Genomic DNA, 14,605 nt, shown 5'->3' with positions numbered 1-14,605 from the left:
AGGGCAGATATATTGATATGAAAAGATATATAATATGCTTGATCAGTGTTTTTGTTTTTCTATTTGCATGCGGCTTTGACCGTGAGCAGAAAAAGGTATATGATAATGCCAATCTTTTATCAGAGGAAGAAGAAGACAGCCTTAATCAACTGTGCATGAAAGCGGCACAAAAATCAAAGGCTGATTTTGTTGTAGTGATTGTTGAAAGCTTGGATGGAAAAACAGCAACAAAATATGCCGATGATTTCTATGATGATAATGGCTTTGGATATAACAAGGAAATGGGAAACGGAACTTTGTTTTTAATCGCAATGGAAGAACAAAAGTGTGCTTTTTCAACAAGTGGAGATTGTGCCAAGTTGTTCTCGCAGAGTATTTCAGATAAGATCATGGAAGAGGCTTCCTCTTATCTAACTGATGGACAATACTATAAAGGTTTTGAAAGCTATATTGAGAGTACACAAGATTATATTTCAAGGAAACAGATTTTGGATTTATTGATCGAATTCATTGCAGCTCTTGGAGTTGCTTCGATTACAATTTGGATTATGTATAGCACAAGTAAGAGTAAGATAAGCGTGAATGGCTTTACGTATGCAAGTGGTCATAAAAGCAACGTCACACAGCAGCATGATGTATTTCAAAGGACAACCACGATAAAGAGACATATTAACAACACTCCAAAGGAACAGAGGGGAACGCATATAGGAAGCAGCGGAAACAGACACGGAGGAAGCAGCGGCGGCTTTTAATAGATTGATTCCGCCAAAAAGTAAATAGAAAAAGGGAAAACAACGCTTGCATTTTTATAAGCACAGTGTTCTTTTCCCCTTTTGTTAGCACTTCTCAGGTTCAGGATATTCTTCTCCAAAAAGCTCTAAGGTGGCTGATTTAATGACCTGTGGTTCAAGTGGCTTATCATTATAGTCAACGGAAACCTCTGCGATTTTATTTACCACATCAAGTCCTTCTGTAACTTTTCCAAATGCTGCATAGGAACCATCTAAATGAGGAGATGTTTTATGCATGATAAAAAATTGTGAGCCTGCTGAATTAGGTGCCATAGCGCGTGCCATGGAGAGAACGCCAGGTTCATGCTTTAAATTATTTGTAAAACCATTTGACGTAAATTCGCCTGCGATTGAATATCCCGGGCCTCCCATTCCATTTCCGTCCGGACAGCCGCCCTGAATCATGAAACCTAAAATAACTCTGTGAAAGATAAGACCATCATAAAAGCCATCCTTTACAAGAGATATAAAATTATTTACTGTATTCGGAGCAACCTCAGGATATAATTCAGCCTTAATGATGTCTCCGTTTTCCATTTCGAAAATAACATTTGGGTTAATTGCCATTTTGATACTTCCTTTCAAAATTTATTTATAATTAAACTGTCTTTCTATTTTATATGATAAAATAGAAATAGTAAAGGCGTATTAAAAAATTATTGGAGAATTCTATGCTTAAATTAATTATATTGCAGTTGACCACGACAGATACAAAGGCAGTAAGACCTTATGAAAAGATAGAAGGTTTTTTGTCATTATTAGAAGACTTGAAGAAAAACGAAGTAAAAATACAGGAGCTTGCTTTGGATCAACCTAATTGGTTACCAAAAGAGATACCGGATAAGGAAGAAAGAAGCTGTCAGGTCATCAGCAAAATTAACTCTATAGTAGAGAGTGAAAATGCTTGGAAAGAGTGTTTGATAATCAGTGATTTAGAATGTGTGATGGAAGCGGCAGTAAGGCTAAAGATACCCATCATAGGTTTCGATGTCCCAGAACTTGGACAAGATTTATTTCAGGCAGATATGCTGGTGCAAGGTTTTGAAGAGGTTGATTACACGTTTGTAATGCAGGTTTATCAAAGATTTTATCATGAGCCTGTCATGATTGCCAAAACAAGCAGATTAATCATAAGAGAAATGGTCTTAGAGGATTTGGATGAACTATACGAATTGTATGCACATCCCACAATTACGAAATTTTTGGAACCTTTATATGAGAGAGAAATGGAAATAGAATATACTAAAGCCTATATCAAAAACATGTATGGTTTTTATGGTTATGGTCTGTGGTCATTGATCGAGAAAAAAACGGGCAGGCTAATTGGACGGGCAGGTCTAAACAACCGAAGGGTTGATGGAGAAATTCAAATTGAACTGGGATATCTAATCGGTGTCGCTTATCAAAATCAGGGATTTGCCACAGAGGCCTGTAATAAAATTTTAGAATTTGCAGTTAAAAATATTGATTGTACAAAAGTAAATTGTTTTATTCATAGAGAAAATCATGCCTCCATTGCACTTGTTAAAAAATTGGGTTTTGTGTATTTGAAGGACGCTGAGATTGACAAGGAATCTCTGTCTTGGTATAGATGGACATACGCTGTATGAGAGGGTATAATGAATAAAACATAGGAGCTTAATTTGTCTTTCAAACCGAAAGAAAAGATTGCCAATAATCTTTCACTAACAATTAATTTGGTTAAAATGGAAGCATTTTATTTTCTATGTATCAAAAACAATTGAAATAAAAATCAAAAAAAATCAAAAAAATACTTGAAATAAAACGTTTTATCATATATAATACATCTTGTTGACGTAACAGCAGAGAGATTCAAGCTGTATATTGGGCTATCGCCAAATGGTAAGGCACTGGACTCTGACTCCAGCATTTCAAGGTTCGAATCCTTGTAGCCCAGCTACTAACCCTGTAAGTAATACTTACAGGGTTTTTCATTGTGTGCCAGACATGGCATAATCTAGCGAGTGAAAGTCTAGCCACGGGTATTTACCGCCAAGTGTAGCGAACCACAAGTTGGTATTAGGAGCAGGGGTAATGGAGAAATGAATTGTTAAAGCAAAGACCTTAAGACCTTGTTGTGGTACATATAAAAGTATGTGTACAACGCACATCGGTTATTAAGAAGGTACTGAATAGTTACACAATTTTAGCGGATTGTGTTATAATATCTTAAATATTAGTGCAACATGTTTATTCGGCGGCTTTATTAGAAAATGAAATAGTATGGATAAAAGATCATTAGGTTAAGAGAGGGAAGAAGTATGTATAGCTTTCAAACAAAGGTCAGATATAGTGAAACAGGCATAGATGCAACAACACCAGTCAGCTCAATCGTTAATTACTTTCAGGATTGCAGTACATTTCAGTCTGAGAGCATCGGACAGGGATTTTCCACTTTAACTAAGAGAAATAAGGGATGGCTGTTGACTTCGTGGCAAGTGAATGTCAATCGATTGTTAAAGCTTGGAGATGATATTACGGTTGGTACTTGGGCACATGCTTTTAAGGGTTTTTATGGTGAAAGAAATTTTATTATTTATGATGCTGTTAATCAGGTAGCAGTTGAGGCGAATACTTTATGGGCACTGGTAGATCTGGAAACTGGACATCCAACTAAAATAACCGAAGAGGATCAAGAAGGCTATGAGATAGAACCCCCCATTGATATGGTTTATTTGCCAAGAAAGATTAAAATGCTTCAAGATTACACAAGACTTGAAACATTCAGGGTAAGAAGAAGCAATCTGGATACGAATAATCATGTGAATAATGGACAGTATATACAGATGGCCGAGGATTATTTGCCAAAGGGAGTCTTTGTGAAGCATATGAGAGCAGAGTATAAAAAAGCAGCGGTATTAAACGATTTAATTATTCCCAAATTGGCAATTAAGGATAATAAGTATATTGTAGAGTTGTGTGATGAAGGTGAAATAACCTATGCAACTGTCGAATTTGTTTTATAGATGAAATTATTAAGGAGAAAGGAGCGTATGATATAGTGATATATATCATACAAAATAGTATGTTTGAATTAGGAAAAAGGCAAGAATTATTTGTAGTGAAGCAGGTAGAATTTGGAGTATACCTGGGAGAGGAAATGAATGCAGAGGATAAAATTCTTCTTCCTAAAAGGCAGGTACCTGAAGGTACGAAGCTAAATGATAAGCTAAATGTTTTTATCTATAAGGATTCGAACGACAGAATTATTGCAACTGTAAAGGAACCGAAATTACAGCTAGGGCAGATCGCTACACTTGATGTAGTGGAGGTAGGTAAAATAGGAGCATTTTTAGATTGGGGATTGGAAAAGGATTTGTTCTTGCCTTTTAAGGAACAGACTTGGCGAGTGAAAAAGGATGATAAGTGTCTGGTTGCACTTTATATTGATAAGAGCAGCAGATTGTGTGCAACCATGAATGTATATGAATATTTAGAATTGGACTCCCCTTACCAAAAGGAAGATAAGGTAACTGGAATCATTTATGAAAAGAGTGATGAGTTTGGTTTGTTTGTTGCAGTGGATTACAAATATTCCGGTTTAATCAGCAAGAAAGAAGCCTATGGTAATATGAAAGTTGGAGATGTGATATCTGCCAGAGTCGTGAATGTTAAGGCTGACGGAAAATTGGACTTAAGTGTAAGAGAAAAAGCCTATCTTCAAATGGACGAGGATGCAAGGCTTGTTATGGAAGCGATGGAAAAGAATGAAGGAATGTTACCGTTTACTGATAAAGCGGATCCTGAAATCATAAAGCAAGAATTTGGCCTCAGTAAAAATGCTTTTAAGAGGGCAGTAGGTCGTCTGCTGAAAGAAGGCAAAATTGAAATTAAGGAAGAAAGCATTATAAGGAGAAATTAGACAATGCCCGATAGAATAAGGAAAACGTTTTATTTGTTTTCGATTATACTTCTCGCCTTATTTATGTTTATAATTGTCATATTTACATTTATGAATTTGGATTATGCAGATTATCTTTCTGGTATTATGAAAGGGGTTCAAGTTCCACTTTTTTTACTCACAGGAGCTATTTTTTTATTTGCTTTTGTGCATGTGGCAGGAATTCCTATTGAAAGGTATAATCAAAAACAAAGAAATAGATGTGCAGCTATTGTTGGTATTTTGATTGCTGTGATACAAATTATGGTGATATATTTTATCCGTTCACCTCTTCGCAGCGACCCAGGTATGGTTTTTGATCAGGCGCTTGATATGTTTCAATCAGGAACCATTTCACCTACTGCAATTGAAGGCTATTTTTCTATTTATCCTAATAATATTCCACTTTGTATTTATGAACATTTGATTCTTAAACTTGGAGGAACGCTGGGGTTAAACTATAAGTATTTTTTATTATATTTGGATTTTATCAATGTCGTTTTTATTGACTTGGCAATGTTTTTTGCCTATCGAATCATTCAAATGCTATTTACAGGTACGAAAGCACTTAAGTTTTTAGTTCTTAGTGCAATGAACCCATTACTTTATGCGTATACAATTCTTGTGTATACATCTACCTTAAGCATGCCGTTTATTATGGGATTAATTTATTTCTTTTTGCTTGCATTAAGAGAGAAAAAGGCTGTTAATAAAGTAATTTATACTATATTAGCAACGCTTATTTTTTATTTTGGGTTTCAGCTACGGGTTACAGTTATCATTACTTTGCTGGCAATCGGTATCTATATGCTGCTCCAAAGGAGAGAGAAGCTTAATAAGGCAGGCGTGTTAAGACTGGTTAAATCAGTTTTTATTATTGCAGTTACGTTGGCTCTTGCGGGAGGATGCTATCACATATTGGAAAAGAAGTATGTGAAGTTTGATTATTCCCAAACAGCCTTTCCTGTTACTCATTGGCTTATGATGGGGGCGCAGGGCAGTGGCGGTTTTAATACGGAAGACTTTAATTATACATTTAGTTTACCGACTAAGGAGGAGCGCGTTCAGGCAAACCTTGAGGAATATAAAAGAAGAATTTCTGATTTAGGGGTGGATGGAACCATTCATTTAATATTAAACAAATTAAAGGTGACCTGGTCAGATGGTTTAGATGCAACGATTGACAGCTTAAGTGACAATAAGACTTATTACGCAGTTAATGATTATCTGACCGGAAGCAAAAAGGATATTTTTGTCAGCTACTGTCATATGTATAATCTGTTGTTGATGATTTTGGTGCTTATTAGTGCAGTAAGGGGCTTAAAGAGGAGATTTGATCAGCCAGTCTTTATTATTTCTCTTAATCTGTTGGGCGGCATTATTTTTCATCTGATATGGGAAACCGGAGCTGCATACAATATTTGCTTTACGTTTCTTGTCTTGATTCTTGCTAATGATGGGCAGGAATGGTTTTGTATGCATATGAAGAAAAACAAAGCACATCGGGCATTGATGGGAACATGTGCACTTGGTTTGGTTTCAACAACTTTATTTTTGTTTGCAGGTTATCATGAAATGGTTGAAGTTCCATTTAAGCAATATCCAATTGCTGCCAATCAGGATTTCCATGAGAATGAATGCCCTGCTTTGTTAAGTGGAGATGAGATTGTACAAACCTTTGTAACAAACAGAGCCTTTAACAGAATCGGAATTAAGGTTCGAAACTTTACTGGAGAGGAGAATACCTCCTTGTATAAGGTTCAACTCTTAGATGAGGAGAATCAGGTTATTGTAACGGATGAGGTGGTTGGTTCTTTAGCCTTTGATACGGATTATTATCGTATTCCACTGGAAACAATTGTACCTGATAAAGCAACTACATATAAGCTTAAGATAACGACACAAAAAGCAGATGAGAATCATAATATTGTGTTTATGATGTACAATACCGGAAACTGGAATATTTATGAGGATGGAAAGCTGAGCTTAAATGGTGAAGAGACAAGAGGAAGCTTGACCTTTCAAATTTACCAATCACTTGAAGAGAGCTTTTTATCGCCAAAGAAATATCTTGCATTGGCAGTATTTTTGCTTGCGCTTGAATTATTCCTAAGTGCCATACTACTTATCCAAAAACCAGACAAAGAAACGAGTGAAAAGTAAAGAAAAAAGGGTTTGAGTATTGTTTGTGCTCAAATCCTTTTTAAAGTGTTGGTTATTTATTTATATATTCAACGATTCGTTCATAATCTTCAATATAATCAATCTCTGACCAGAAATAAGGAGCGACATCCAATGTATGAATTGGAAACTCCTCACAATGAGAATAGAGTACAGTTTCCCACCAAGTTTTATAATCCTCCTGCTCTATCATTCGAATCATTACTTCTTTGAAATGCTCAACATAATTTTTCCCTACCTTTGCAATACCGACATATTCACAGGTTCGCTCTGGAATAGTTAAGTCCTTACCATATTTGGTAACCAGACCATTTTCACAATGGAAGAAATAATCCCCCTCTTCGATTTTCCTATAATCAGCAAGCATAGTGATATCTTCCGACGATTGAAGTATTTTCTCAAGAATGTCTTTCTCAAAAAAGACATCTGCATTTGCAAATAAATAATCATCATCAGCAATCAGTGCATCCTTGGCAAACCAAAGAGATGCGATACTGTTGGAAACACGGTAAAAGGGGTTATCATAGAAAGTAACATTCATCCCACTCAGTGCTTCATAAAATAGATGCTTTTGATAGCCAACCACAATAGAAACTTCTATTTTGTATTGTTGCAAGAGAGCCACGGTATGCCGTATTAACGGAGTACCGTCTCCTATGTCCAAAAGACTTTTAGGCTTTGATATTTCACGGCTAATTCGGCTGCCTACACCTGCCGCCAGTAGAAATGCTTTCATGCATACCTCCTTATTAACGATCTGCTTCTAGTAAAGCGTTCATAAATTGTTCCATAACTTTAACTGAACCGGTGTTGATGCGAATATAATCCTTTAACAAATCATTTCCATAGGTTTTTACCAGAATCTTGTTATTCATAAGACGGCAGGCAAGCATATTAGAATCAATATGTGGCTTTATAAAAATAAAATTTCCGCTTTGAGGGTAGTATTCATAATGATTCTTTTCTAAAGAATTCAGTAAATAGCTTCTACCTAATTCTGCTGTTTTAATAAGTGCATCAAATATCTCCGGGTGATCTATTATTTTCTCACCGAATTTTAATGCAAGTGCATTTACTTCAAAGGATGGACGAGCCTTTCTCAAATATTCGATGATTGTTGTATTACTGATTACCATACCAAGACGACAGCCTGCAAGTGAAAATAACTTTGAAAAAGTACGGAAAATTAATACATTATCATATTTTTCTATTAAATCGAGAAAGGAGCTTTTACAAAAATAATGGTAAGCTTCATCAAAAATAACCACAGCGCCTACCTGATTGGCTTTGCTGATCACTCTTGTTACTTCTTCTAATGTAAAGTTTGGTCCGATTGGATTATTTGGATTTAGTAAAACTATGATGTCTGTCGTATCATCAATTGCTTCAATAATACGGTCAATTGATATTGTAAAATCAGAGGAATATGGCACTGGTTTGTGTACCAATCCCAGCATATTGCAATTGACTCCGTACATTTCAAAGCTAGGTGTTACCGTTACAACACTGCTTCCTTTTTCGGCGAATACCTCAAAGGCATAACGAATGGCGGCATCCGAACCATTTGTGATACAGATATTTTCCGGTTTTACCTTTACAAAAGCGGCGTATTTTTGTATAAATACATCAGGCTCAGGATAGGTTGCCAGATATTCCGGTGTAAATTCTTCTAATACCTCATCTACGAATTGCTGAGGGAGTCCTTCGGGATTTTCGTTCATATCCAATCTTAAATAACCGTAGCGATTCTGTGGTGGGAAGATACGAACTACATCTTTTATATTTTGGTTTACATAATACATAATTACCTCCATTGCTGCGATAAGCGCATATAGATTATTCCTTTTATTGTTATTCCTGTTTGGCAAGTTTGCCCCAACTGCTCTTGGAAGTGAATCCGATTTTTTTATATAAACGTTCGGAATCTTTTGTATAATAGAACAAATAAGGCTGCTTTCTTTCGGATAATAAATCATCACACAGCTTTGTGACAACTTCTCTGGCCAAGCCCCTGCCACGGAAATCGGGATGAGTTATAACTCCGCTGATAACCGCTAGATTATCAACTTCTGCATAGGTAGCAGCATGACAAACAATTTGTCCATTTTGACGTATGATATAATTACGTCCAAATTTCTCCTGCATTCTGGTCGATAGCTGATTCTTTAGCTGAATCACATCATAATGACCTCCTAAACCGTAATCACTGCATATCAGCTTTGCGATTTCTTCTAAATCGTTGACATCTGCACATTGAACGTCTGATTTGGATATCAATTCATTGGTTTGGATTAACGAGGTAACAAATCCCTTTTCCACCTGATATTCCTTGCTAAGCTCATGCGATAACAAATCAATTACATCGGTTGTAGAGGATATGATAGAAGGCTTAAGTTTTATAATTAAAGCCACCGTGGCATGGAGCGGAAACTCGCTGTGATAGGAAAAAAGCTGAAGACCATTGTAATATTTTGTAGCAACAGCACGAATTTCATTTTCTTCCTTATAATAATAGATGCTTAGTGCTTTATTTGCAATTCCATATTTTTTTAAATCAATATAGCTATATAAACAGTTCGTTAAGTCCTGTTCAAAATAAGATAAAAGCTCATTTATGTTGCTTTGATTGGCAAGCTGGTACATAAAAACCTCCATTCACACGATACTTAATTAACAGTGAAAGAATTAAATCACCTAAGGTTTAGTATATTACAGTATCCTTTATTTTACAAGTAATAACGTCAACGACAGCCTTTGAGGCATTTCCATCATCAAAATATTGAATGTTTTCTACGTATCGCTCACATTCTTCCAGATATTTTTTATAATCAAAATCCTCAATATGTTGAACTAATTCATCATTGTCTAAGCTCAGCGAGAACGGAAGCTCTTCAAGAGAAAAGTAGTAGTCTTTTGTCCGTTTCATTTCCTCATAATCTTCTGCATATAAAAATCCTGGCTTTTTTAAAATAGGATAGTCAAAGGCGCAGCCTGAATAGTCTGTTATAATCATATCAGAAGCAACTAAAAGCTCCTGCATGTTTTTATACTTGCTTGCATTGAGAATGCGGTCAGTATAAGTAAAGATATGAGCTTGCTCTGCTACATTGGGATGAAGGCGGATCAAGATGGCAAAGGAGCCTCCAAAGCGCTTCTCTAAAGCCATAAGCACTCGATCACAATCCAGATTATACATGTTTGTTTTACGGTTATCCCGATAGGTAGGTGCGTACATAATAAGCTTTTTATCAGAATCCAGATGGTAGGAATCAAATACTTTTTTTCTGATTGGAGCAGAATCCTTAAAGTATAAGTCGTTTTTAGGTATGCCTTTTTCTAAGAGAGGGCCATTGTACCAAAAGGAGGAGTGATACAGATCACTACACCATTTGCAGCAGGATAAAAATAAGTCAATTTGACCGGAATCTATTTTGGCATATGCTTTATATGCTTCGCTTAAAACTGACTCACAGTCTTTTTCTACCTTTTTTAGTCCCGGACCACCATGCCATGTCTGAATGTAATATTGCTCTTTACGTTTTTTAAAATAATATAATTTTCTCGTATTATCCACCCAAAAACCTGCTGTTGCCATATGATATACGAAAGCGGTTGAATTAGGCTTTACAGGCGTTATTTCGAGCGGAAATGTATTTGTGTCCTCTCCAGAGATCCAGATCAGCTTATATGAAAGCTTGGAATCAATGATTTCCTGTGCGATAAATTTAGGATTATCACCATAGCCTCCGCCATTAAAATTGCTGAATACAATCTTATCGGGTACTATTTTAAAGTGGGTAAAGATGCTCCAACACAGATGAATGTATCTGCTGTGAAAAAGTAAATATATTTTTACAAGAATTTTCTTCATAAGCTGCTCCTATTCCTATCAATTATTATTTTATATTATCACATAATAGGTCACTTATCTATTCATAATTGAAAGCAGTAAGACAATAACATATCAATCCAACGTGCATTAAATGTTGGAAGGTGAAGCAGAATATGATACAATAGCAAGGAACCTATTTGAAAAGGAGTTATTTTATTAATGAAAGAAAGAAACATATCCTTGGATGCCATGAAAGGCTTTGTCATCCTTCTTGTTATGTTAGGGCATATCATAAATTTAAATAAATTAAATGATCCATATATCTATACAATAATTGAAGCGGTTCAAATGCCTGCTTTTATAATGATAAGTGGGTATATTGGCGGATTTAGGGCACCTGTGGATAATTTCTTGCAGTGGAAGAATATCATGTGTAAAAGAGGAAAGTCATATGTTGTTCCATTTTTTATGTGGCTTTTTTTAAAGCAATGGGACAACTTGGCAGAAGGCTTTGTAAATACGATATTTCGATTGGATCGTGGTCTGTGGTTTTTGATGACGCTGTTTATTTTGAATGGAATGCTGTATACAGCCCAGTTGCTGAGTAAAGGCTTTCGAAATAGATCAAAATTATATGCCTTTTTTGGCTTTTGTATGATTTTTTGTGTATTATCAATTATTTTGGTATTGCAGCTTGCGTTTCACAGTACCTTTTTAACACCTGAGCTGACGCTAAGATATATACCGCCATTTATTATTGGCTATTTTGTCAGCGCTTATAAAGAAGAATTAATCCGGCTAATCAGTAACAGGTTTCAATTTGTTTTGTTTATCTTCAGCGCCGTTTTTTTTATTACTGCGTGCTGGAAGTATCATATTTCAAGCGATACTTATTTTCTTTATGTTATGCTAATTGAAATTGCTAAGGGGCTGCTTGGCTGCTATGTTATCTTTTATCTATTTTTAAAAAGTAAGAAAAATGTAATAAAGGAAAAGTTGGCATGGTTAGGCAAGTATACATTGGAAATTTATACGGTTCATTTTCACTTTGCCACTATATTTAATCAGGGAAGAATAGATTTCGGTCTTTATTCGTGGAAAGGAATTCTCTTTGTAATCGCAACTTTTTGTGCAATGAGTCTGATCAGTGCTGCACTTATCTATATGGTTAAGCAAGTACCGGTTATGAATCAGCTTATGTTTGGAAAAGCTACAAAATAAGAGTATATTTTTCATTCCTTAAGAAATCATTAATTTGAAAAGTCATACAGGTTTTGTAATTGATAATACGTTGACGAAACTGATATGGCATGTTAGAATAAAAAAGATTTATTATGCGGTAGGTATGCACATATTGTATTGAAAAGAGGTTAACAGGATGAAAATTATGCCAAATCGCCTTGACAGAGGCTTTTACTTATATCAGAAAGAATTTGAAGATAAAGCACTCGAGGTACTTCGTTCGGGGTGGTATGTTTTAGGAAATGAAGTGAAATGCTTTGAAGAAGAATTTGCCAATTATACAGGTGCAAAACACTGTGTAGGGCTTGCAAGTGGATTAGATGCTTTATGGATTGCCTTTCGAATACTTGGTATTGGTAAAGGGGATGAAGTAATTGTTCAATCCAATACATATATTGCAAGTGTAATGGGAATTACAATAAATGGTGCGACTCCTGTATTTGTAGAACCGGATGAATTTTATAATATTGATGCATCTAAAATAGAAGAAAAAATTACAGATAAAACAAAAGCCATTTTAGTAGTTCATTTATATGGACAATCCTGCAGGATGGACGAAGTAGTGGCATTAACGAAGAAGTATCATTTAAGATTGGTTGAGGATTGTGCTCAGTCACACGGAGCTAAATTCAACAATCAGATGACAGGTACCTTTGGAGATATTGGCTGTTTCTCCTTTTACCCATCTAAGAATTTAGGAGCATTTGGAGATGCTGGTGCCATTGTTACCAATGATGAGAAGATAGCGGAGGATTTCAGGGTTTATCGAAATTATGGCAGTGAAAAGCGATATTACAATAGAGTGGTAGGTACCAATTCAAGACTTGATGAGATACAGGCAGGTCTTTTGCGAGTTCGTTTATCTCATATGAAAGAGCTTACGGAGGAAAAAATAGCGATTGCAAAACGCTATGATGAGGGGCTTCATAATTCAAAGATTAAGCTTCCAACGGTGAGAGAGGGTGCAACTTCTATTTATCACCAGTACGTGATAAAGTGTAGTGAAAGAGAGTCACTTATTCAATACTTAACTGAAAAAGAAATCGGTACTATTATTCATTATCCGATTCCACCTCATTTATCCGAGGCCTATGCATATCTTGGTTATACGACAGGTGATTTTCCTATTGCAGAAGATTATGCTGATACCGTATTGTCAATTCCAATGTATAACGGTATGACAGAAGAAGAACAAACTTTTGTGATTAACGCAATTAATAAATTTTAGCATGAAAGGAAATACTTTAATGAGTATACATGATCAATATAAGATTTTAGAATTTAAGGATCTGGGTGATGAAAGAGGAAATCTCGTTGTGGTAGAAGGTGAAATGGATATTCCTTTTGCTGTCAAAAGAGTTTTTTATATATATGGTTCGGATTTAGATGTGGTTAGAGGTCAGCATGCCAATCGAAAGACAGAATTTGTACTGATTAATGTCAGCGGAACCTCTAAGGTAAAGGTGGATAATGGTACGGAAACAGCGATAATAGAATTAAACAGACCTCGTATGGGTTTATATCTTCCGATTAATGTTTGGAAAGATATGTATGATTTTTCACAAGATTCTGTACTTCTTGTATTAGCAAGTGAGCACTATGATGCATCGGAGTATATTCGTGATTATGAACAGTTTGTTAAGGAAGTAGGAGTTTCAAATGAGTAAGCTATCAATTATAGTTCCGGTTTATTTTAATGCGGATACCATTATACTTTTATATGAGGATTTAAAGTCAAAAATATTAACAAAATTAGGCGACTATGAGATTATATTTGTAGATGATGGCTCAGGAGATAATTCTTGGGAGGTTATGAATCAAATCAGAGAGAGAGACGCGAATGTTAAATTAGTGAAATTATCTAAGAATTATGGAGAACATTCTGCAGTTTTAGCTGGACTTATGCATTGCACCGGTGATTGTGCTGTGGTAAAACAGGCTGATTTGGTTGAGCCGGCAGAGCTTATTTTAGAGATGAAAGAAAGTTGGAAAAAGGGAAACAAGGTCGTTCTTGCAGTAAGAGCAGACAGAGATGACAGCTTTATAGAAAAGTTGTTTGCAAATATGTACTATGCCATTGTTCGAAAATTCATTATGTCAACTATGCCAAAGGGTGGATTTGACTGTTATTTAATAGATAGACAAGTTATAGAGGTACTCCGCTTGCTTGACGAAAAGAATTCAGCATTGACATTACAAGTGCTTTGGGTAGGCTTTAAGCGGGATATGATATATTTTCACCGGGGAGCCAGAGAAATCGGTGAGTCAAAATGGACATTATCTAAGAAAGTAAAACTGGTGCTTGATTCTATGATGAGTTTTTCTTATTTTCCGGTTAGGTTTATGTCCGGAGTCGGAGTCACTTTTTTTGGTGCATCTATTATATGGGCAATTGTTGTAATATTCCAGAGGCTATTTACAAATGTAAAGGTAGAGGGATGGACCTCATTGATGGTAATGCTATTGTGTTCATCAGGTCTTATTATGTTGATGCTTGGAATACTGGGTGAATATGTATGGAGAGCGCTTGATTCTTCAAGAAACAGACCACCTTTCATTGTAGATGAAGTCGTGGGTGATGAAAAAGAAAGACATGAGTCAAATTAGGCTCATGTTTTATTTATTTCATAGTAATGACCTTGTTGTGGTAACGTATAA

14 protein-coding genes and 1 tRNA gene are annotated in these 14,605 nt (G+C 35.6%); 10 read left to right on the top strand and 5 right to left on the bottom strand.

Annotation, left to right across the window (positions count from 1 at the left end; all coding sequences use genetic code 11):
* Positions 1-17: 17 nt before the first annotated feature.
* Positions 18-752 carry a TPM domain-containing protein gene (locus tag C8E03_RS07765; protein ID WP_110290725.1) on the top strand — a complete coding sequence of 245 codons (735 nt, stop codon included), beginning with the start codon at positions 18-20 and terminating at the stop codon, positions 750-752.
* Positions 753-836: 84 nt separating this feature from the next.
* Here C8E03_RS07765 and C8E03_RS07760 read toward each other — a convergent pair whose 3' ends face one another.
* Positions 837-1,358, bottom strand: a complete 522-nt coding sequence (locus tag C8E03_RS07760) for a peptidylprolyl isomerase (RefSeq protein WP_094378972.1) — start codon at positions 1,356-1,358, stop codon at positions 837-839.
* Positions 1,359-1,462: 104 nt separating this feature from the next.
* On the opposite strand from C8E03_RS07760, the gene C8E03_RS07755 reads away from it, so the two are divergent.
* The 5 genes from C8E03_RS07755 (at position 1,463) to C8E03_RS07735 (ending at position 6,855) form a co-directional block, all read left to right on the top strand.
* A complete protein-coding gene (locus C8E03_RS07755) occupies positions 1,463-2,401 on the top strand; it encodes a GNAT family N-acetyltransferase (protein WP_110290724.1) in 939 nt (312 codons plus the stop codon).
* A 236-nt stretch (positions 2,402-2,637) separates the two neighbouring features.
* Positions 2,638-2,709 (top strand) — tRNA-Gln (locus C8E03_RS07750).
* A 364-nt stretch (positions 2,710-3,073) separates the two neighbouring features.
* Positions 3,074-3,778 carry an acyl-[acyl-carrier-protein] thioesterase gene (locus C8E03_RS07745; RefSeq protein WP_094377067.1) on the top strand — a complete coding sequence of 235 codons (705 nt, stop codon included), beginning with the start codon at positions 3,074-3,076 and terminating at the stop codon, positions 3,776-3,778.
* A 59-nt stretch (positions 3,779-3,837) separates the two neighbouring features.
* A complete protein-coding gene (locus C8E03_RS07740; protein ID WP_094377069.1) occupies positions 3,838-4,674 on the top strand; it encodes a CvfB family protein in 837 nt (278 codons plus the stop codon).
* Between the two features lie 3 nt (positions 4,675-4,677).
* On the top strand, positions 4,678-6,855 hold the full coding sequence (locus C8E03_RS07735; RefSeq protein WP_094377066.1) for a glycosyltransferase family protein: 2,178 nt from the start codon (positions 4,678-4,680) through the stop codon (positions 6,853-6,855).
* A 52-nt stretch (positions 6,856-6,907) separates the two neighbouring features.
* Here the strand turns inward: C8E03_RS07735 and C8E03_RS07730 are convergent, their stop codons facing one another.
* Genes C8E03_RS07730 through C8E03_RS07715 form a run of 4 tightly spaced genes read right to left on the bottom strand, consistent with a single transcriptional unit; the run spans position 6,908 to position 10,744 of the window.
* Positions 6,908-7,609 carry a phosphocholine cytidylyltransferase family protein gene (locus tag C8E03_RS07730; RefSeq protein ID WP_110290723.1) on the bottom strand — a complete coding sequence of 234 codons (702 nt, stop codon included), beginning with the start codon at positions 7,607-7,609 and terminating at the stop codon, positions 6,908-6,910.
* A gap of 13 nt (positions 7,610-7,622) precedes the next feature.
* A complete protein-coding gene (locus tag C8E03_RS07725) occupies positions 7,623-8,675 on the bottom strand; it encodes a pyridoxal phosphate-dependent aminotransferase (RefSeq protein WP_094377064.1) in 1,053 nt (350 codons plus the stop codon).
* 49 nt (positions 8,676-8,724) lie between these two features.
* Complete coding sequence (locus C8E03_RS07720) at positions 8,725-9,516, bottom strand: GNAT family N-acetyltransferase (protein ID WP_170122934.1); 792 nt, start codon at positions 9,514-9,516, stop codon at positions 8,725-8,727.
* Between the two features lie 58 nt (positions 9,517-9,574).
* A complete protein-coding gene (locus C8E03_RS07715; protein WP_094377062.1) occupies positions 9,575-10,744 on the bottom strand; it encodes a CDP-glycerol glycerophosphotransferase family protein in 1,170 nt (389 codons plus the stop codon).
* Positions 10,745-10,924: 180 nt separating this feature from the next.
* On the opposite strand from C8E03_RS07715, the gene C8E03_RS07710 reads away from it, so the two are divergent.
* The 4 genes from C8E03_RS07710 (at position 10,925) to C8E03_RS07695 (ending at position 14,554) form a co-directional block, all read left to right on the top strand.
* Positions 10,925-11,926: an acyltransferase family protein gene (locus C8E03_RS07710; protein WP_110290721.1), complete on the top strand. Its 1,002-nt coding sequence runs from the start codon at positions 10,925-10,927 to the stop codon at positions 11,924-11,926.
* 157 nt (positions 11,927-12,083) lie between these two features.
* Positions 12,084-13,175 (top strand): DegT/DnrJ/EryC1/StrS family aminotransferase, encoded by a 1,092-nt coding sequence (locus tag C8E03_RS07705; protein ID WP_110290720.1) that lies wholly within the window; start codon positions 12,084-12,086, stop codon positions 13,173-13,175.
* A 19-nt stretch (positions 13,176-13,194) separates the two neighbouring features.
* Entirely contained in the window at positions 13,195-13,614 is a 420-nt protein-coding gene (locus C8E03_RS07700; protein WP_094377059.1) for a sugar 3,4-ketoisomerase, read from the top strand.
* Complete coding sequence (locus tag C8E03_RS07695; protein WP_094377058.1) at positions 13,607-14,554, top strand: glycosyltransferase family 2 protein; 948 nt, start codon at positions 13,607-13,609, stop codon at positions 14,552-14,554. Before C8E03_RS07700 ends, C8E03_RS07695 begins: the two co-directional genes overlap by 8 nt.
* Positions 14,555-14,605 lie beyond the last annotated feature (51 nt).

Origin of the sequence: Lachnotalea glycerini, assembly GCF_003201285.1 — a bacterium.
Lineage (GTDB): Bacteria > Bacillota > Clostridia > Lachnospirales > Lachnospiraceae > Lachnotalea > Lachnotalea glycerini.
This window is presented reverse-complemented; position numbering and strand designations above follow the sequence as displayed.

Coding starts and splice junctions, on each gene's coding strand:
- C8E03_RS07765 (WP_110290725.1), top strand. CDS start 18: ATGAAAAGATATATAATATGCTTGATCAGTGTTTTTGTTTTTCTATTT.
- C8E03_RS07760 (WP_094378972.1), bottom strand. CDS start 1,358: ATGGCAATTAACCCAAATGTTATTTTCGAAATGGAAAACGGAGACATC.
- C8E03_RS07755 (WP_110290724.1), top strand. CDS start 1,463: ATGCTTAAATTAATTATATTGCAGTTGACCACGACAGATACAAAGGCA.
- C8E03_RS07745 (WP_094377067.1), top strand. CDS start 3,074: ATGTATAGCTTTCAAACAAAGGTCAGATATAGTGAAACAGGCATAGAT.
- C8E03_RS07740 (WP_094377069.1), top strand. CDS start 3,838: ATGTTTGAATTAGGAAAAAGGCAAGAATTATTTGTAGTGAAGCAGGTA.
- C8E03_RS07735 (WP_094377066.1), top strand. CDS start 4,678: ATGCCCGATAGAATAAGGAAAACGTTTTATTTGTTTTCGATTATACTT.
- C8E03_RS07730 (WP_110290723.1), bottom strand. CDS start 7,609: ATGAAAGCATTTCTACTGGCGGCAGGTGTAGGCAGCCGAATTAGCCGT.
- C8E03_RS07725 (WP_094377064.1), bottom strand. CDS start 8,675: ATGTATTATGTAAACCAAAATATAAAAGATGTAGTTCGTATCTTCCCA.
- C8E03_RS07720 (WP_170122934.1), bottom strand. CDS start 9,516: ATGTACCAGCTTGCCAATCAAAGCAACATAAATGAGCTTTTATCTTAT.
- C8E03_RS07715 (WP_094377062.1), bottom strand. CDS start 10,744: ATGAAGAAAATTCTTGTAAAAATATATTTACTTTTTCACAGCAGATAC.
- C8E03_RS07710 (WP_110290721.1), top strand. CDS start 10,925: ATGAAAGAAAGAAACATATCCTTGGATGCCATGAAAGGCTTTGTCATC.
- C8E03_RS07705 (WP_110290720.1), top strand. CDS start 12,084: ATGAAAATTATGCCAAATCGCCTTGACAGAGGCTTTTACTTATATCAG.
- C8E03_RS07700 (WP_094377059.1), top strand. CDS start 13,195: ATGAGTATACATGATCAATATAAGATTTTAGAATTTAAGGATCTGGGT.
- C8E03_RS07695 (WP_094377058.1), top strand. CDS start 13,607: ATGAGTAAGCTATCAATTATAGTTCCGGTTTATTTTAATGCGGATACC.